General features: G+C 60.3%; 16 protein-coding genes. 5 read left to right on the top strand and 11 right to left on the bottom strand.

The window, feature by feature from the left end; genetic code table 11:
- Positions 1 to 180 precede the first annotated feature (180 nt).
- Entirely contained in the window at positions 181 to 1,914 is a 1,734-nt protein-coding gene (locus CKW32_RS13020; RefSeq protein ID WP_095185143.1) for a DUF4153 domain-containing protein, read from the top strand.
- On the opposite strand, the gene CKW32_RS13015 is transcribed toward CKW32_RS13020, so the two are convergent.
- On the bottom strand, positions 1,911 to 3,071 hold the full coding sequence (locus CKW32_RS13015; RefSeq protein WP_032884171.1) for an MFS transporter: 1,161 nt from the start codon (positions 3,069 to 3,071) through the stop codon (positions 1,911 to 1,913). The two genes, CKW32_RS13020 and CKW32_RS13015, sit on opposite strands and share 4 nt — an antisense overlap.
- Positions 3,072 to 3,321: 250 nt before the next feature.
- Positions 3,322 to 4,518, bottom strand: coding sequence for a class I SAM-dependent rRNA methyltransferase (locus CKW32_RS13010; RefSeq protein ID WP_053127951.1), 1,197 nt, complete (start codon positions 4,516 to 4,518; stop codon positions 3,322 to 3,324).
- Between the two features lie 169 nt (positions 4,519 to 4,687).
- Between CKW32_RS13010 and CKW32_RS13005 the strand changes: the two genes are divergently transcribed.
- Together CKW32_RS13005 and mutM are read left to right on the top strand one after the other, a co-directional pair.
- Positions 4,688 to 5,554 carry an HDOD domain-containing protein gene (locus CKW32_RS13005; protein WP_032884170.1) on the top strand — a complete coding sequence of 289 codons (867 nt, stop codon included), beginning with the start codon at positions 4,688 to 4,690 and terminating at the stop codon, positions 5,552 to 5,554.
- Between the two features lie 22 nt (positions 5,555 to 5,576).
- Positions 5,577 to 6,389 carry a bifunctional DNA-formamidopyrimidine glycosylase/DNA-(apurinic or apyrimidinic site) lyase gene (gene mutM / locus CKW32_RS13000; protein ID WP_095185142.1) on the top strand — a complete coding sequence of 271 codons (813 nt, stop codon included), beginning with the start codon at positions 5,577 to 5,579 and terminating at the stop codon, positions 6,387 to 6,389.
- A gap of 117 nt (positions 6,390 to 6,506) precedes the next feature.
- On the opposite strand, the gene CKW32_RS12995 is transcribed toward mutM, so the two are convergent.
- From CKW32_RS12995 to CKW32_RS12975, 5 genes are all read right to left on the bottom strand, one after another.
- Positions 6,507 to 6,758, bottom strand: a complete 252-nt coding sequence (locus CKW32_RS12995; protein ID WP_032884168.1) for a YfhL family 4Fe-4S dicluster ferredoxin — start codon at positions 6,756 to 6,758, stop codon at positions 6,507 to 6,509.
- A gap of 261 nt (positions 6,759 to 7,019) precedes the next feature.
- On the bottom strand, positions 7,020 to 7,499 hold the full coding sequence (coaD, locus tag CKW32_RS12990; RefSeq protein ID WP_003176711.1) for a pantetheine-phosphate adenylyltransferase: 480 nt from the start codon (positions 7,497 to 7,499) through the stop codon (positions 7,020 to 7,022).
- Between the two features lie 103 nt (positions 7,500 to 7,602).
- Positions 7,603 to 9,198, bottom strand: a complete 1,596-nt coding sequence (locus CKW32_RS12985) for a GMC family oxidoreductase (protein WP_095185141.1) — start codon at positions 9,196 to 9,198, stop codon at positions 7,603 to 7,605.
- 39 nt (positions 9,199 to 9,237) lie between these two features.
- Positions 9,238 to 9,783 carry a twin-arginine translocation pathway signal protein gene (locus tag CKW32_RS12980; RefSeq protein WP_095185140.1) on the bottom strand — a complete coding sequence of 182 codons (546 nt, stop codon included), beginning with the start codon at positions 9,781 to 9,783 and terminating at the stop codon, positions 9,238 to 9,240.
- A gap of 28 nt (positions 9,784 to 9,811) precedes the next feature.
- On the bottom strand, positions 9,812 to 11,239 hold the full coding sequence (locus tag CKW32_RS12975; RefSeq protein ID WP_095185139.1) for a coniferyl aldehyde dehydrogenase: 1,428 nt from the start codon (positions 11,237 to 11,239) through the stop codon (positions 9,812 to 9,814).
- A gap of 146 nt (positions 11,240 to 11,385) precedes the next feature.
- On the opposite strand from CKW32_RS12975, the gene CKW32_RS12970 reads away from it, so the two are divergent.
- A complete protein-coding gene (locus CKW32_RS12970; RefSeq protein WP_095185138.1) occupies positions 11,386 to 12,057 on the top strand; it encodes a TetR/AcrR family transcriptional regulator in 672 nt (223 codons plus the stop codon).
- Between the two features lie 31 nt (positions 12,058 to 12,088).
- Positions 12,089 to 12,943, top strand: coding sequence for a sulfurtransferase (locus tag CKW32_RS12965; protein WP_095185137.1), 855 nt, complete (start codon positions 12,089 to 12,091; stop codon positions 12,941 to 12,943).
- A gap of 120 nt (positions 12,944 to 13,063) precedes the next feature.
- Here CKW32_RS12965 and CKW32_RS12960 read toward each other — a convergent pair whose 3' ends face one another.
- The 4 genes from CKW32_RS12960 to CKW32_RS12945 all read right to left on the bottom strand — a co-directional run bounded on the left by CKW32_RS12960 (position 13,064) and on the right by CKW32_RS12945 (position 17,696).
- Positions 13,064 to 14,059 carry a hydrolase gene (locus CKW32_RS12960; protein ID WP_032884157.1) on the bottom strand — a complete coding sequence of 332 codons (996 nt, stop codon included), beginning with the start codon at positions 14,057 to 14,059 and terminating at the stop codon, positions 13,064 to 13,066.
- Between the two features lie 193 nt (positions 14,060 to 14,252).
- Entirely contained in the window at positions 14,253 to 14,864 is a 612-nt protein-coding gene (gene rsmD, locus CKW32_RS12955) for a 16S rRNA (guanine(966)-N(2))-methyltransferase RsmD (protein WP_032884156.1), read from the bottom strand.
- Complete coding sequence (locus CKW32_RS12950; RefSeq protein WP_095185136.1) at positions 14,864 to 16,348, bottom strand: pitrilysin family protein; 1,485 nt, start codon at positions 16,346 to 16,348, stop codon at positions 14,864 to 14,866. The genes rsmD and CKW32_RS12950 overlap by 1 nt, the downstream gene beginning before the upstream one ends.
- On the bottom strand, positions 16,341 to 17,696 hold the full coding sequence (locus CKW32_RS12945) for a pitrilysin family protein (RefSeq protein WP_032884151.1): 1,356 nt from the start codon (positions 17,694 to 17,696) through the stop codon (positions 16,341 to 16,343). Before CKW32_RS12945 ends, CKW32_RS12950 begins: the two co-directional genes overlap by 8 nt.
- Position 17,697 lies beyond the last annotated feature (1 nt).

Below are 17,697 nucleotides of genomic sequence, written 5' to 3'. Positions count from 1 at the left end.
CGTGACGGGATCGCCGTGCGCATTGGCCTTGAGCTCATAAACCCGCCGGGGGATGACTGGCGATGAATAGGGCCGATTCTACACCGCTGGCGGCTGGAGGGAACGGGGCAATACTCATGTCCGTGGGCTTTGTTTAGACTAGCGACCCTTTGCCCCCCACCCCCCTCCAAAGGAATTGGAATGCCCGGTATCCATCGTTTTCTTGGGTTTTACGTGCTGATCGGTCTGATCCAGGGAATCGTCTTCAATTACTCCGATCAGCTCTATCGCTTGAGCGAAACTCTGTTTTTTGTCACCTACACCGTTGTGTTGGTCGGCGGTACCACCTTGCAGTTGCTGGGGGAAAAAGCCCTGCGGTGGCGGTCGCTGCTACCTACGCTGGCGTTCACCCTGTTGATGGGCGGCATGACGCTGTGGGTCTGTTACGGCCTCGACCATGTCGGCAATAGCCGTTGGGCGATCAATTCCTGGTTTATCAGCGTGATGTTGTTGAGTTATGTCTGTGCCACGTTTTTGTTCGCCTGGCCCGCCGAAAAAGGGCAGCGCTGGCGTTATGAGGACCTGTTTCAGCAGGCCTGGAACAGCGTGTTCATCGTGCTGTACGCCCTGATCCTGGTGGGGGTGTTCATGTTGTTGCTCAAGCTATGGGGCCGCCTGTTCCTGATGCTGGGCATCGAATTTTTTGAGCATCACTTCTGGAGCCAGCGATTCCTGTGCATCAGCTTGCCGTTGGTGTTCGCCCTGGGCATGTACCTGGCGGCGCGCAGCGAGAAAGTCATCGGCCAGATGCGCGGCATGCTGTTCAGCGCCTGTGGCTTGTTGTTGCCGTTGATCGCCCTGATCAGTCTGCTGTTTACCCTGACTTTACCGTTCACCGGGCTCCAACGAATTTGGGCGACGGGTTATTCAACGCCCATTCTGCTGGTGCTGGCAGGTGCGCAGCTGTTCTTGCTCAACGGTGTTTTTCAGGAGGGTGTTCAGCCTCGGCCGTACCCCAAATGGTTAACGCGTTTTATCGAGTTGAGCCTGCTGTGTCTGCCGATTCTCGCCGCCATCGCGTTTTATTCGAGCTGGCTGCGGGTGGAGCAATATGCCTTGTCGCCACAACGCTTCATTGCGCTGGCGGCGGCGCTATTGTGTGGCTTGTATGGCCTGGCGGCCGTTTGGGCGGTGGTGTTGCGTTCGCCGATCTGGCTCGCCAACTTGCGGGTGACCAACCCGGCCCTGGCGTTGCTGTTTTGTGGGCTGGTGGTGTTGGTCAATACGCCGATCCTCGATCCGGTACGTTTGAGCGTCGACGATCAGGTCCGGCGTTTGCTCGACGGGCGCACCAAGGCTGAAGCGTTCGATGCGGACTACTTGCGGTTTGGCCTGGAGAAAGCAGGCGAGGAGGCGTTTGCAAAGTTGCAGGTCGACTTGGATCAGGAACGCATTCTGGACCCGGATTCACGCCGCGCCTTGCGTGAGCGGATGGACGACACGGCGCTGAGTTTCACCGAGCGCTATGCAAAGGAACAGGCGGAGCGGCCCAAGCCCGAACTGGAATGGATCGGCCCGGAGCCCAAAGGCAGCGAGCAATTTGCCGAGCTCAGCCTGAGCACGGACTCCCCTTGCGAGTTGGGTTGCGTGCTGTGGGCGGTCGACCTGGATCAGGATGGCCAACCCGAAGTGCTGGCAATGCCGAGCACCAGTTATCGTCACGACTCCAAGCCGCCACGCATTTTCGTGCTGGATGAGAAGGGCGAATGGGACGATCGTGGTCCATTGTTGTGGACGCAGCTGCCGGACGGTTATGTCGACACGGAGACGCTGATCCACGATATCCGCGAAGGAAAGGTTTCGCTGGTCAAACCCCGTTATTTGCAGTTGCAGACCAGCGATATGCTGCTTACGCCGGTGATTCGGGAGCCTTAGCGGCCCGCACGGCTGTTGGTCATCAGCCCCCATAGGCTGAGCACAATGAACCCGATGGCGATGGTGATGAGCAGATAATCGCCGGCCTGGGCCAGTGCAGCGCTGCTGATGGCCGCCGTGAGAAACATGATGCTGTTCCCGGCCGATGCTGCGGTGCCCGCACTGCTTGAGAACAACAGCATCGCTGCGGAAATCGCAGCAGGCCGAACCAGGGTCACGGCCAGGGCGCTGATCAGCATTGGGATGAGCAAGGTCACGGTGCTGATGGCGTTCAGGCTCACGATCAGGGTTAACAGTGCGCCAGCAACGAGCAGTAGTCCGAGACCGATGTTGATTTGCCGGGACAGCGTCATGCGTTTTTGCAGGTGCGAGGCTGCGACGCCCCCGAGCAAGTAGGCCACGCCATACACCATCAGCACCAACGCATATTGGTACTCGGACAGCTTCAGCGCATCCATGAAAATCAGCGGTGTCACGCTGATCAAGGCGAAATAGCAGGCAAACACCAGGGCGGCGATCCACCAATAGCGCAGAAAGTCGCGATTGGCGGCGACTGCTTTGAGCGTGCCCAGGATCGAAACGGGTACGCGGTGCGGGCTGGCAGCCTGGGAAGGCAGAATGCAGAACGCATGGATCAACATGCCCAATGCCATGAGCGCAAACCCATAGAAGCTCCCTTGCCAGTCGAAGGTGGTTTGCAGCCAGGAGCCGATCAGTGGTGATAGGGCGACAAACGAGCCGCTCAGGGTCATGTAATAGAGGCGTACCCGGGCTCGGTCCTGTTCGTCGAACAGGTCTTCCACCAGTGCATGGCCCAACACGAAGAAGCCGCACCCCATGGCCTGCACCGTGCGAAACAGCAGGAACGTCAGGTAATCCGGGGCCATTGCGCAGCCTATCGCCCCGAGGATCGACAGCGTGATGCAGCCGAGCAGCACTTCCTTGCGACCCCATTTATCCGACAGCGGGCCAGTGACCAGTTGGGAGATCGAAAACACCAAAGTGAACAGGCTGATGGACAGTGCGATGTCTGCGCTGGGCGTATCGAACTGGGCAGACAGGGCGGGAAACGAGGGCAGCAGGATATTGATCGGGAAGAAGCTGATCAGGGAAATGCAGGTGATCAGGATGAAGCGGGAGAGAGAGGGCCCAGACATTGTTTTTGTTTTCCGGAGTAAAACCAGAAACCGATACTAGTCTGCGAAAAGTGGAATTCAATCAAAAGCGTTGAGAGAAATTTCCTGAGTAGACGTGGCTTGCTTGGGTAGGAAAAGTTTTCACGGCAACCACAAAACAAATGTGGGAGGGGGCTTGTCCCCGATTGCGTAGTGTCAGCCCCCTATTAGCTGGCTGACGCACGGCTATCGGGGGCAAGCCCCCTCCCACATTTTTATCTGTGCTTGCCTGTTAGCTATTCGGCAACAACCGGCACGTAATGCTCTTGATGTACCGCGTCTCGACAATCGCCGGGTGCACCGGGTGATCCGGACCCTGGCCGCCACGCTCAAGCATCTGGATATTGCGGTCCAGATGACGGGCGCTGGTCAGCAGAATGTTCTGCAGGTCGTCTTCCGGCAGGTGCATGGAGCACGAGGCGCTGACCAGGATGCCGTCCTTGCTGAGCAGACGCATGGCTTGCTCGTTCAGGCGGCGGTAGGCGCCTTCGCCGTTCTTCATGTCTTTTTTGCGTTTGATGAAGGCCGGTGGGTCGGCGACGATCACGTCAAAGCGTTCTTCGCTGGCTTTCAGTTCTTTCAGCGCTTCAAAAACATCGCCTTCGATGCAGGTCATTTTTTCGGCAACGCCGTTCAGCGCAGCGTTGCGCTCTACGCCGTCGAGGGCGAAGGCGGAAGCGTCGACGCAGAACACTTCACTGGCGCCAAAGGCTGCTGCTTGCACGCCCCAGCCGCCGATGTAGCTGTACAGGTCGAGTACGCGTTTGCCTTTGGCGTATGGGGCCAGGCGTGCGCGGTTCATACGGTGGTCATAGAACCAGCCGGTTTTCTGGCCCTGGATCACCGGGGCTTCGAATTTCACGCCGTTTTCTTCCAGCGCGACCCACTCAGGCACCAGGCCGAACACGGTTTCGACGTAGCGGTTGAGGCCTTCGGCGTCGCGCGCGGCGGAGTCGTTCTTGAACAGGATGCCGCTCGGCTTGAGCACTTGGGTCAGTGCAGCGATCACGTCTTCCTTATGGGCTTCCATGGTCGCCGAAGCGATCTGCACCACCAGGATGTCGCCGAAACGGTCGACTACCAGGCCCGGCAGCAGGTCGGAATCGCCGTAGACCAGGCGGTAGAACGGCTTGTCGAACAGGCGATCACGCAGGGACAGGGCAACGTTGATGCGGTGCACCAGCAGCGACTTGTCCAGCGGCAACTTGATATCGCGCGACAGCAGGCGTGCGCAGATCAGGTTGTTCGGGCTCATGGCCACGATGCCCAGGGTCTTGCCGCCGGCCGCTTCCAGGATAGCCTGGTCGCCTGCCTGGAAGCCGTGAAGAGGTGTGGCGGCCACATCGATTTCGTTGCTGTAGACCCACAGGTGGCCGTTGCGCAAACGACGATCGGCGTTGGCTTTGAGACGCAGGCTTGGCAGGGACATGACGTCGCTCCGGAAAAAAGAGCGGGAGTATACCTTGTTGCGTAGGAAATCGCGGCGCCGCCGGACATGTGGCCAGCACCCAAATTTGGTCCGGCTCCATCCGGTTTTTGAGGTGTCGGTCAGCTTTGCTTAGGGGGTAGAATCCTCGCCTAGCCCAGAGTGTGTACTTATGTCCCAAGAGCTTTCCGCCGAACAGATACAGCAGGCCCTGCAAGGCATCAGCGTACCGCCCCAACCGCAAATCATGGTGGATTTGCAAATGGAGCAGTACATGCCTGACCCGGACCTGGAAGTGATCGCACGGTTGATCTCCCAGGATCCCGGCCTGTCCGGCGCGTTGCTGAAGATTGTCAACTCACCGTATTACGGCCTGAGCAACAAGATTGCCTCGATCCAGCGCGCAGTGAACCTGTTGGGCAGCCGGTCGATCATCAACCTGATCAACGCGCAGTCGATCAGGGGCGAGATGAGCGACGACACCATCGTCACCCTCAACCGCTTCTGGGACACCGCCCAGGATGTGGCCATGACCTGTCTCACACTGGCCAAGCGCACGGGTTCCCAGACCGTAGACGAGGCCTATGCCTTGGGCTTGTTCCACGATTGCGGGGTGCCGTTGATGCTCAAGCGCTTCCCCAACTATATGACCGTGCTGGAGCAGGCCTACGCCAATGCCGGCCCTGACTGCCGCGTGGTCGACACCGAGAACAATGCGTTCAACACCAACCATGCGGTGGTTGGCTACTACACCGCCAAGTCCTGGCGCCTGCCGGAACATGTGACCGATGCCATCGCCAACCACCACAACGCCCTGGCGGTTTTCAGCGATGAGTCGTCGCGCAACCCGCAGGTGAAGAACCTGCTGGCAATCCTGAAGATGGCCGAGCACATCTGCTCGTCCTACCGGGTGCTGGGCAACCAGTCGGTTGACCATGAGTGGAACGCCATCGGCCCTCTGGTGCTGGACTACGTGGGCCTGTCGGATTACGACTTCGAGAGTATGAAGTTGTCGATCCGCGAACTGGGCGCGCACTGACTCCCCCCTTCAAGAGGTACACATGCCCGAGTTACCAGAAGTCGAAACCACCCGGCGCGGGATTGCGCCGCACCTGGAAGGCCAGCGCGTCAGCCGCGTAGTGGTACGTGAGCGGCGCCTGCGCTGGCCAATCCCGGAAGACTTGGACGTGCGCCTGTCCGGGCAGCGCATCGTGCTGGTAGAGCGGCGGGCCAAGTACCTGTTGATCAATGCCGAGGTGGGCACCTTGATCAGCCACTTGGGCATGTCAGGCAATTTGCGCCTGGTGGAAGTCGGTATGCCAGCGGCCAAGCATGAGCATGTGGATATCGAGCTGGAATCGGGCATGGCCCTTCGCTACACCGACCCACGGCGCTTTGGCGCGATGCTCTGGAGCCAGGATCCGCACAACCATGAGTTGCTGATCCGTCTGGGGCCGGAGCCGTTGACGGACCTGTTTGATGGCGAGCGCTTGTTTCAACTGTCCCGCAGGCGGTCGATGGCGGTTAAGCCGTTCATCATGGACAACGCGGTGGTGGTGGGCGTGGGCAATATCTATGCGACGGAAGCGCTGTTTGCGGCGGGGATTGATCCGCGTCGTGAGGCGGGTGGCATTTCACGCGGGCGGTATTTGAAGCTGGCGATTGAGATCAAACGCGTGCTGGCGGCTGCCATTGAGCGGGGCGGCACCACGTTGCGGGACTTTATCGGCGGGGATGGGCAGCCGGGGTATTTCCAGCAGGAACTGTTCGTCTACGGCCGGGGTGGCGAGGCGTGCAAGGTCTGTGGGACTGAGCTGCGCAACGTGGTGCTGGGGCAGCGGGCGAGTGTGTTTTGCCCCAAGTGCCAGAGCTGATTGTTGTGTGATGGCGGATATAACCATCGGGGGCAAGCCCCCTCCCACATTTGAAATGCATTACAAGTGTGGGAGGGGGCTTGCCCCCGATAAGGCCCTGACAGGCGCTGAAGAACCTCAGGCCTTACCGGTAATCTTCCGGTACTTCTCCATCAGTTCCTCTTCAGTCTCCGGACGCGCCTCATCCAGCGGAATGCAATCCACCGGGCACACCTGTTGGCACTGAGGTTCGTCATAGTGGCCGACACACTGGGTGCACAGGTTCGGATCGATCACGTAGATCTCCTCACCTTGGGAAATGGCAGCGTTCGGGCACTCGGGTTCGCAGACGTCGCAATTGATGCAATCGTCGGTGATGATCAGGGACATGGAAACTCCTGCCAGGGCTGTCAGCCAGGGCATCTGAAAACTAATGCGCGCAATTGTGCCGCATTGGCGCCCGCAGTGCGAGCCGGTCTGACTTGTGGCTTTTGATTTTTGTGGTGAGCGGGCTTGCCCCGCGCTGGGCTGCGAATTAGCCCCAATCCAGGCGACCGGGGTTCACCTAAAGCTACGCAGTGCTCTTATTGGGGGCTTCTCAGCCCGGCGCGGGGCAAGCCCGCTCACTACAGGTAAACCGGCAAACCTCGGCTACTTCTTGAAGCGCAGCGTCAGCGCGTCCGCCACGGCAGGGTGCACGAACTTGGTGATATCTCCGCCCAAAGCAGCGATTTCACGGACTAAAGTCGAGGAAATGAACGAATAACGTTCCGAAGGCGTGAGGAACAGGCTCTCAACGTCCGGCGCCAGTTGGCGGTTCATGTTGGCCAGTTGGAATTCGTATTCGAAGTCCGATACCGCACGTAGGCCGCGCAGGAACACATTGGCGTTCTGCTCTTTGGCGAAGTGCGCCAGCAGCGTCGAAAAGCCCACGACTTCGACGTTAGGCAGGTGCTTGGTGACCTCACGCGCCAGCTCCACGCGCTGTTCCAGGGGAAACAGCGGGTTTTTCTTGGGGCTGGCCGCGACCGCGATGATCACATGGTCGAACAAGCGAGAGGCGCGTTCGACCAGATCGCCATGGCCTTTGGTAATCGGGTCGAAGGTTCCTGGGTACAACACTCGGTTCATCGCGTCGTCCTGGCGGAGTCCGTTGGGGAACCGGATGGTATCGCAGCCATCCCGGTCGGCCAAGTCGACTTATGTAGATACATGCCGCTGATCGAGCGTTTTTTCATGCTGTTTTCAGACGTTCGGCCAATGCTGTGGCCAGTTGGGCGGTCAATCCGTACACCGACAATTGGGGGTTGGCCCCAATGCTGGTGGGGAATAACGAGCCATCGTGGATCGACAGATTACGTAATTGGTGATGGCGACCCAGGCTGTCGGCCACGGCGTTTTTCGGGTCTTCACCCATCGCGCAACCGCCCATCACATGGGCGCTGCCCAGGGTCGTGCGATGCAGTTCCAGGTTCAAACCGTCAATCAGTTCGCGGGCTTGCGCCAAGGTGTTTACGTAACGCGCATCGTGATGCAGCGGCTTGACCGACTTGGCGCCCGCTGCAAACTGAATTTCGGCCATGCTGTGAAAGGCCCGGCGCAGGCCGTCCCAGGCGTAGGGTGAAACCTGATAATCGAGAACGGGAGTGCCGTCGCCGCGCAAATCTACCGTTCCACCAGGGCTGTCGGGGTGAAAACCGTCGCGCAAAAGGGCGAGCATGGCGTGAGTATTCGGCAATTGGCTCATGTCCAGCGCATTCCCGGTGCCGTAGCCGCCGAACAGCGTGCTGGCCAATCCTGGGTGTAAGGGCGGCGCTTCCAGCTTGTAGGACATTTTGCCGGTCGTGCCGTCCTGCCATTGGAAGTGATCGGAGTAGATCGACTGCGGTGCACCGTAGAATGGGTTGATCACCTCGTCGAACAACCCGGCGGAGAAATTCACAAGGTGCAAAAAGGTGCGCTTGCCCAAGCGCGAGTGCGGGTCGGGTGCGTCCGAGCGCATCAGCAACGCCGGGCTGTTGATACCGCCGCCCGACAGCACGTAGTGTTTTGCCTTGACTGTGATCTTGCGCCCGGTCGGCGATACGCAGCGCTCATCCATGGCCACGCATTCCAGGCTGCTGATGGTGTCGCCGCTGTATTTGAGGTGTTCGGCGCGGGCCAGGTAGAGCAACTCGCCGCCTTTCTCCAGGGTGGACGGTATGGTGGTCACCAGCATCGATTGCTTGGCATTGACCGGGCAACCCATGCCGCAATAGCCCAGGTTGAAACAGCCACGCACATTGCGCGGGATCACATGCCAGCTGTAGCCAAGTTTTTCGCAGCCTTTGCGGATCACGTCATTGTTGGCGTTCGGCGGCATGGCCCAAGGCGCGATGCCCAGGCGTTGTTCCATTTTTTCGAACCACGGCGCCATCTCGGCGCTGCTGTGGCCTTTGACCGCGTATTCACTGGCCCAGTGAGAGAGGGTGGCGTCCGGGGTGCGGAAGCTGGAGGTCCAGTTGATCAACGTGGTGCCGCCCACTGCCCGACCCTGCAGGATAGTAATCGCGCCGTCCTTGCTCATGCGGCCGATGCCTTCCTGATACAGGCTGGTGTAGGCCTCGTCCTCCAGCAACTTGAAATCGCTGCTGGTCTTGAGTGGGCCTTCCTCGATCAGCAGCACTTTATAGCCGGCAGCGCTGAGGATCTCGGCCGTGGTGCCGCCACCGGCGCCGCTGCCGATGATGGCGATGTCGGCTTCCAGCGTCAGGTCATTGTCGAGGGCGGCGCCGTTGTGGGTTTTCCAGCCACGGGCCAGGCCTTCGCGGAACAGATCGGGTACGGGCATCAGGATCGTCTCTTGTTTTTATTGTTGGGGGGATGCGGATCAGATCTTCGGCGGGCCGGGATAGCCGCAATGGGCCCAGGATGCGGGCTGGAAGTACCAGGCCATGATCACCAGCTTGAGCAATGAGCCCTGGCCCATGCGCAGCAGGTTCAGGTAGCTGTTTTCCCAGCGGTGCAGGAAGTTGTGGATCTGCTCTGTGCTGGCGTTCTCCCAACTGCCCCAGATACCGGTCAACGGACCTCGGGTGATGGCCATGCCCAATACGTCGAACAGCTGCTGGGTGAGCTTGAACATCTCGGGCGACAGGCGCTGCAGGCTGAAATCGAGTTTTTTCAGAGTGTCTTCGACGCCGTTGGCCACCTCCTGGGCGCTGGCTACACCTTCCAGCAATACCGGAATAACCGCGCGTAAAAACGGCAGATCGCTGCTGCGCAACAGGGCAAAGCCGCTGGCCGGTGTGCTGCTGGAACAGCCGCTGAGGCTGGCGCCAAGCCCGGCGGTGGCGAGGAAGGCGCTGGCGCACAGGCCTATTTTCAAGACGCCGCGCCGCGACAGCGCGGGTGAATCAGTCAGGCTAGGGTTCATTGTTATTGTTATCCCGTAGGTGGCGGTGTCAGCGAACGAACAGCTTCTGGATCAACTTCTGAATAGCCTTGCCATAAGGCGGGTAGATCAACTTAGCGGCGTTCAGGCGCTGCTTCACCAGCACACCCTTAGCCTTGCTGAAGGTCAGGAAACCTTCATGCCCGTGGTAATGGCCCATGCCCGAAGGGCCGATGCCGCCAAATGGCATGTCGTCCTGGGCCACGTGCAGCAGGGTGTCGTTCAGGCAAACGCCGCCGGAATGGGTCTCGTGCAGCACTCTGTTCTGTTCGCCCTTGTCGTAGCCGAAGTAATACAGAGCAAGCGGGCGAGGGCGTTGGTTGATGTAGGCAAACGCCTGGTCGATACCGCGATACGGCACGATCGGCAGCACTGGGCCGAAGATCTCGTCCTGCATCACAGTCATTTCGTCGCTGACATCCAGCAGCAGGATGTGGGCCATGCGGCGCGCCTGGCCTTGCTCGTACAGCGGAATCAGCGTCGCGCCTTTATCGGTGGCGTCCTTGACGTAGCTATTGAGCCGAGCCAATTGCCGTTCATTGATGATTGCGGTGTAGTCCGGGTTGTCTGCCAGGGTCGGATAAAATCCGCGAACGGCTTTGCTGTAAGCCTCGACGAAGCCCTCGACACGGTCTTCCGGCACCAGCACGTAATCCGGCGCCACACAGGTTTGCCCGGCATTCAAGGCTTTGCCGAAGGCGATGCGTTCGGCGGCGTCCTTGAGCGGTACATCGGCGGAAACGATGGCTGGCGACTTGCCGCCCAGCTCCAGGGTGACCGGCGTGAGGTGCTCGGCCGCTGCGCGCATCACGTGTTTGCCGATACTGGTGGCGCCGGTGAACAGCAGGTGGTCGAAGCGCAGCTTGGAAAACGCCATGCCCACGTCGGCTTCCCCCAACACCACGCACACCAGATCCTCGGGGAAGATTTTCGCCAACAGGGTTTTGAGTAGTTCGCCGGTGGCGGGAGTGGACTCGCTGAGCTTGAGCATCACCCGGTTACCTGCCGCCAACGCGCCGACCAACGGCCCAATGGCCAGGTACAGCGGGTAGTTCCACGGCACGATCACCCCGACCACGCCCAGCGGTTGGTAAATGACCTTGGCTGAGGCCGGTTGAAAGGCAATGCCTACAGCACGGCGGGAAGGTTTCATCCAACCTTTGAGGTGTTTGCTGGCGTAGTGAATGCCATGCAGGCTTGGCATCAATTCGGCGAAAAGGGTCTCGTCGGCGCTGCGGTGGCTGAAGTCCTGGCTGATTGCGTTGATCAGCGCCTGACGCTCGTCGCTGAGCAGGTCGCGCAGGGCCTTGAGCCATTGCTGGCGTTGTGCTGCCGGCGGCATGGGGTTGGCGGCGTAGGCGCGACGTTGAGCGTCGAACAGGCCCTGGAGCTGATCCAGCACCTGGGAATCTTGCAGGTAGGCAACGTTGGCAGACATGGCGCAGCACCGATTGTTATTGGTCTGCCTGGATTTTTAGAGTCATTGCTCTAAATTGTCAAATAACATTGCGGCAACATGCAGATTTATCCTGGCAAGGATAGGTCGTAAGATGCGCCATCACGTGTATAGAAGCTGATTCCCCTATGGCACCACGAGTAAAGACCAGCGAGCGCATTGTGCAAACCAGCCTGGAGCTTTTTAACCAGCAGGGTGAGCGCAGTATCAGCACCAACCATATCGCCGCCCATATGGAAATTTCGCCGGGCAACCTGTACTACCACTTCCCCAACAAGCAGGCGATCATCGCCGTGCTGTTCCGTGAATACGAAGCGCTGGTAGACAGCTTTCTGCGTCCGCCACAGGGGCGCGCCGCGACGGTTCAAGACAAACGTTTCTACCTGCAGGCCCTGCTGGCCGGGATGTGGCGCTATCGCTTCCTGCATCGCGACCTTGAACATCTGCTGGAGAGCGATCCCGAGCTCGCCACCGGTTATCGGCGCTTTTCCCAGCGTTGCCTGACCCAAGGCAATGCGATCTACCGGGGGTTCGTCGACGCTGGCATCCTCAATATGGACCCTGTTCAAACCGAAGCATTGACCCTCAACGCCTGGATCATCCTCACCTCGTGGGTGCGTTTTCTGTGCACCACCAATGAAAATTCTGCCCATTTGAGTGCCGAAGCCATCAAGCGCGGGGTGTATCAGGTGCTGGTGCTGGAGGCCGGTTTTGTCACGCCTCAGGCGAAAGAGGACGTGGATGCGCTGTTCAAAGAGTTTTACGTGCCGCTGAACCAGGCACTGGAAGAAGTGAAGTAGGCCTTTCCCACTGCATTCGTAGGAGTTCGTCATGCCGCTTGCCCAACTGATCAGTCCCCAGCAATTGGCCGAGCGCCAGAAGTCGACCGGGCTGGTGATCCTGGACTGTCGTTTTGCCTTGGAAGACCCGGATTACGGACTTTGCAGCTACGCCGAAGGGCATATCGACGGCGCGCAATATGCCGACCTGGAACGCCATCTCAGCGGCCCGGTAATCAAGGGTGTGACCGGCCGCCACCCATTGCCGGCGGCGGACACTTTTGCCGAGCAATTGCGGGCCTGGGGCATCCATGCCACTACCGACGTGGTGCTCTATGACGACGGCCCCGGCGCATTTGCCGCCCGCGCCTGGTGGCTGCTGGCCTGGCTGGGCAAGCGCGATGGCGTGTTTATCCTGGATGGAGGCCTCAAGGCCTGGCATGTAGCTGGTTTCCCGTTGAGCCTGGACGCGCCGGTGACAGAGCCTGGCACCTTCGCGGGTACGCCGGACAATCATCTGTTGCTGGACGCCGAACACCTGCAAAAACGCTTGGGCCAACCCGGCCTGACCTTGATCGATGCCCGTGCCCAAGCGCGTTTTCGCGGTGACGTTGAACCTATTGATCCGATTGCCGGGCATATCCCCGGTGCGCAATGTGCGGCGTTCAACGAAAACCTGGGCAGCGATGGACGTTTCCTGCCGGCCGACCAACTCAGGCAACGCTTCGCCGCGCAGTTGCAAGGCCGCTCGCCGGAAGATCTGGTGGCGTACTGCGGCTCGGGTGTGACGGCCTGCCACAACCTGTTCGCCCTGAGTCTGGCGGGTTATCCGTTGGGCAAGTTGTATGCGGGGTCGTGGAGCGAGTGGATTACCGATCCTGCGCGGGCAATTGCGACTGGCGACTGATTTACCGGTCGTGTAAACCCAATCCAAATGTGGGAGGGGGCTTGTCCTCGATTACGGAGTATCAGTCGACACATTATTGACTGTTCCACCGCAATCGGGGGCGAGCCCCCTCCCACATGTTTAACCGTGTTTTGACAGTAACCATTGGGGAATGCGCCGCTCCAGGTAGTAGCTGGGGCGTTTCAGTGAGCCATCGACGAAGCCCACGTGCCCACCTTTGGCCGTCAGCTCAAACTCGGTGCACGCCGACAGCTCGCTGGCCTCGGGCAAGCTGTGGGCGAATACGAACGGGTCGTCGGCAGCTTGGATAATCAACGTCGGCGTGCGTATAGCACCCAGGTAGTAGCGACTCGACGCGCGGCGGTAATAGTCCTCGGCACTCAAGAACCCGTGCAGCGGCGCGGTGACCCGGCCATCGAAGTCCCAGAAGGTGCGCATCTTCTCCAGTGAGCCGAGCGCTTCCAGGGTTTTCAACCCGTCCTCCCGACCATCCTGCAAAAACTGACGCTGCTTGACGCGGATATACGCGAGCATCTCGCGCATGAAGTGCTTCTGGTAAACGCGCGAGAAGCCTATCCCGATGCGGTCCGCACACTGGTCCAGGCGAAACGGCACCGACACCGCCGCCGCGCCTTGCAGCCCGGATGCCTCGCCGGTTTCCCCCAGGTGCTTAAGCAGCACATTGCCACCCAGCGAATAACCCACCGCATACAGCGGCGCCAGCGGCCGCTTGGCGCGTAGATGCGCAATGGCGGCGGCCAGGTCTTCGCTGGCGCCCGAGTGATAGCTGCGGGCCAACAGGTTGGGCTCGCCCGAGCAACCACGCCAGTTCAAGGCCGCACTGGCCCAGCCTTGCGCTGCGAGGACTTTTTGCAGGCCGGCTACATAGGGGGAATTGGACGAGCCGGTCAGCCCATGCAGCACCAGCACCAACGGCGCCTGCGCGTCATGCGGGCCATGCCAGTCGAGGTCGAGAAAGTCGCCGTCTTCCAGCCACAGGCGTTCGCGTTGGCGTTCGATATGGGTGGTAGGGCGCCACAGCGGCCCCCACAGGGTTTGCAGGTGAGGGTTGCCGAGGCCGAAGGCGGGGGTGAATTTTTCAGAGGAAGGGGTCATGCAGATCTCTGTGGCAAGCGCGTTTGCTGTGGTGAGCAGGCTTCTGTGGTGAGCGGGCTTGCCCCGCGCGGGGCTGCGGAGCGGCCCCAGACCAAGCGACCGAGTTCTAGCTGATGGTGCGCGGTGTTTTTATTGGGGCTGCTCCGCAGCCCCGCGCGGGGCAAGCCCGCTCACCACAAAAGCTGGATTACTCTCAGTTCTCGACCAACCGATGCCACAACGCGTAATACACCCGCCCGGATTTCTGCTCCCGGTGCAGTCGCCACGCGCCCGGCAGTCCCAAGGAAGATGGCGCAGTCTCGCTTTCAGTGTAGATCCAAGCGTCGGGCGCCAGCCATTGGCGTTCTTCCAGCAGCGTACACACGGTCGGCAAGAGGTTCTGGTTGAACGGCGGGTCGAGGAACACTACGTCGTACTCGCTGGCCGCCTGGGTTTCCAGGTAGCGCAGAGCATCGGCAGTTTGTACCTGGCCATTGGTGCAACGCAGGGTGCCCAGGTGTTCCTTGAGGCTGGAGACCGCCACATTGCTGGCATCCAGCGCCTGTGCCTGAGACGCGCCACGGGACAACGCCTCCAGGAACAGTGCGCCACTGCCGGCGAACGGGTCCAAGACCTTAGCGCCCGCGATATACGGCGCGAGCCAGTTGAACAGGGTTTCACGCACGCGATCCGGCGTTGGGCGCAGGCCCACGACATCGGGGAAGCTCAGCTTGCGGCTGCCCCATTCACCGCCAATGATGCGCAGTTGGCCCACACCGTTGTGTACGTTGTGGACAGGTTTTTTCGGGCGAGATGAACTGGCCATTAATGCTCCGGAACCCCGAGCGGCTGCTCGGCGGGTTTATCAGTGGGGGGCGGTAGTGGCTTTTGCGCAATCGTCGGGCCGGCGGTCACGATGACCATCTTATCGGCGCTCAAGTGTTTATTCATTGCAGCCTTGACCTGCTCTACGGTCAGGGCCTGGGATTGTTTCATGAAATCTTCCAGATAGCTCAGCGGCAGGTTGTAGAAACCCATGGCGCCCAGCTGACCGACGATATCGGCGTTGCTGGCGGTAGACAGCGGGAAGCTGCCGGCCAGCTCGCGCTTGGCGTCATCCAGCTCTTTTTGCGTCGGACCGTTCTTGAGGTAATCGGCCACGACGTCTTCGACCAGGCGCAGGGTGCCGCCACTCATTTCGGCGCGTGTCTGCAGGTTGATCATGAACGGACCGCGTACCTGCATCGGTGAGAAACCGGAGTAAACACCGTAGGTCAGGCCACGCTTTTCACGTACTTCGCTCATCAAACGGGTGCCGAAACCACCGCCGCCGAGGATCTGGTTACCCAGGGACAAGGCCGCGTAGTCCGGGTCGGCGCGGTCGATGCCGAGTTGGGCGAACAGCAAGTGCGTCTGCTTGGATGGGAACTCGATATGGCTCAGGCCGGCCTTTGGTTCAGTCGGCTGGGCAATCTTCGCCAGGGCCGGGCCTTTAGGCAGCGATGCGGACACCTTTGCGGTCATGGCTTCAGCTTCGGCGCGGGTCAGGTCGCCTACCACCGCAATCACCGCATTACCGGCGGCGTACGCCTTGGCGTGGAACGCCTGCAACTGCGCCAGGTTAATTTTCGGCACGCTTTCAGGTGTGCCTTCGCTCGGGTGCGCATAAGGGTGATCGCCGTACAAGCGCTTGAACAGCTCCAGGCTGGCGAGTTTGCCGGGGTTTTGCTTCTGATATTCGAAGCCGGCGAGGATCTGATTCTTGATGCGGGCCAGGGAGTCGGCCGGAAAGGTCGGCTTGCCGATCACGTCGTCAAACAGCGCCAGGGCGGCGTCGCGTTTATCGCTGGCACTCAGGCTGCGTAGGGATACCAGTGCCATGTCGCGGTAAGCGCCATTGCCGAAGTCGGCGCCCAGGCCTTCAAAACCACTGGCGATCTGGCTGACGTCCTTGCCCGGTATGCCTTCGTTGAGCATGGCGTTTGTCATCAACGCCAGGCCCTGCACATCGCCATCCTGGCTGCTGCCGGCGGCGAACAGGATGCGCATGTCGAACATCGGCAGTTCATGCGCCTCAACAAACAGCACCTTGGCGCCTTCGGCGGTGGTCCAGGTTTGCACGTCGAGCTTGCGGTTGGTGGGTGCCTTGCCGTCCAACTCCGCCAAGGATTGCAGTTTGTTGGCTGACTGGGCTTTTTCAAGCGCCGGGCTCGCGACCGATTCACTTGGGCGCAGGAAATACACGGCGCTCGCCGCGATCAGGGTAACGGCGATCAGGCCAGGCAGGATCAGGCTTTTGCGATCACTCATGAGCAGTCTCCTCAGGCAGAACATGGGCGACGCTCAGACGCTCGCGGGTGAAATAAGTACGCGCGGCCTTCTGGATATCTTCAGGCGTCACGCTTTGCAGGTCGGCGAGTTCGCTGTCCATCAGCTTCCAGGACAGGCCGACAGTTTCCAGGGAGCCGATGGCCGTGGCCTGGCTGGTGATGGAGTCACGCTGATAGACCAGGCCGGCGATGACCTGAGCGCGGATGCGTTCCAGTTCTTCGGCGGTTGGCGGCTTGGCTTTGAGTTCTTCGAGCAGTCGCCACAGGCCGGCTTCGGCTTGGGCAACGGTCTTTTTCTTCTGCTGGTTTGGGGTGGCCGACAGCATGAACAGGGTGTCGCCGCGGGTATAAGCGTCGTAATTGGTGGAGGCTGCCGAAACCAGCTCTTCACCGCGTTCCAACTGCTCCGAGATGCGCGCACTGTAGCCGCCATCCAACAGGGCCGAAATCAGGCGCAGGGCTTGCACCGAGCGTTTATCTTCGGCAGTCGCCAGGCCAGGAACGTTGAAACCGAGCATCACGCTCGGCAATTGGGTCTGCACGTGCATCGTCAGCAGGCGCTCGCCGGGTTCGGCCAGCTCCATCGGGATCTTCGCGGGCGGTACGTCACGCTTGGGGATCGGGCCAAAGTAGCGTTGGGCCAGGTTTTTCACCTCGTCCGGAGTTACGTCGCCGACTACCACCAGGGTGGCGTTGTTCGGCACGTACCAGGATTGGTACCAGTGGCGCAGTTCTTCGACCTTCATGCGGTCCAGATCGGCCATCCAGCCGATGGTCGGCGTGTGGTAGCCGCTGGCCGGGAAGGCCATGGCCTTGAAGCGCTCGTAGGCCTTGGACATCGGGTTGTCGTCGGTGCGCAGGCGACGTTCTTCTTTAATAACCTCGATTTCGCGGCTGAACTCGTCGGCCGGTAGACGCAGGCTTGCCATGCGGTCGGCTTCAAGTTCGAAGGCCACGCCCAGGCGGTCACGGGCCAGGACTTGGTAATAAGCGGTGTAGTCATCGCTGGTGAACGCGTTTTCTTCGGCACCCAGGTCGCGCAGGATCAGCGAGGCTTCGCCGGGGCCGACTTTGGCGCTGCCCTTGAACATCATGTGTTCCAAGGCGTGGGACAAACCAGTCTGGCCCGGGGTTTCGTAGCTCGAACCCACTTTGTACCAAACCTGGGAAACCACCACAGGGGCGCGATGATCTTCGCGCACGACGACCTTGAGGCCGTTGTCCAGGGTGAATTCATGGGTGGGTTGTGGGTCGGCAGCCAAGGCTGTAAGAGGCAGACAAACTGTGCTGAACAGCAGGCCTGCGGCGCGGCGGGCTAGAGCATTCATT

This window comes from Pseudomonas sp. Irchel 3H9, from assembly GCF_900187495.1.
Classification (GTDB): Bacteria; Pseudomonadota; Gammaproteobacteria; order Pseudomonadales; family Pseudomonadaceae; genus Aquipseudomonas; species Aquipseudomonas sivasensis.
The sequence above is the reverse complement of the archived record's forward strand: the minus strand, read 5'-3'. Positions and strand labels throughout refer to the sequence as shown.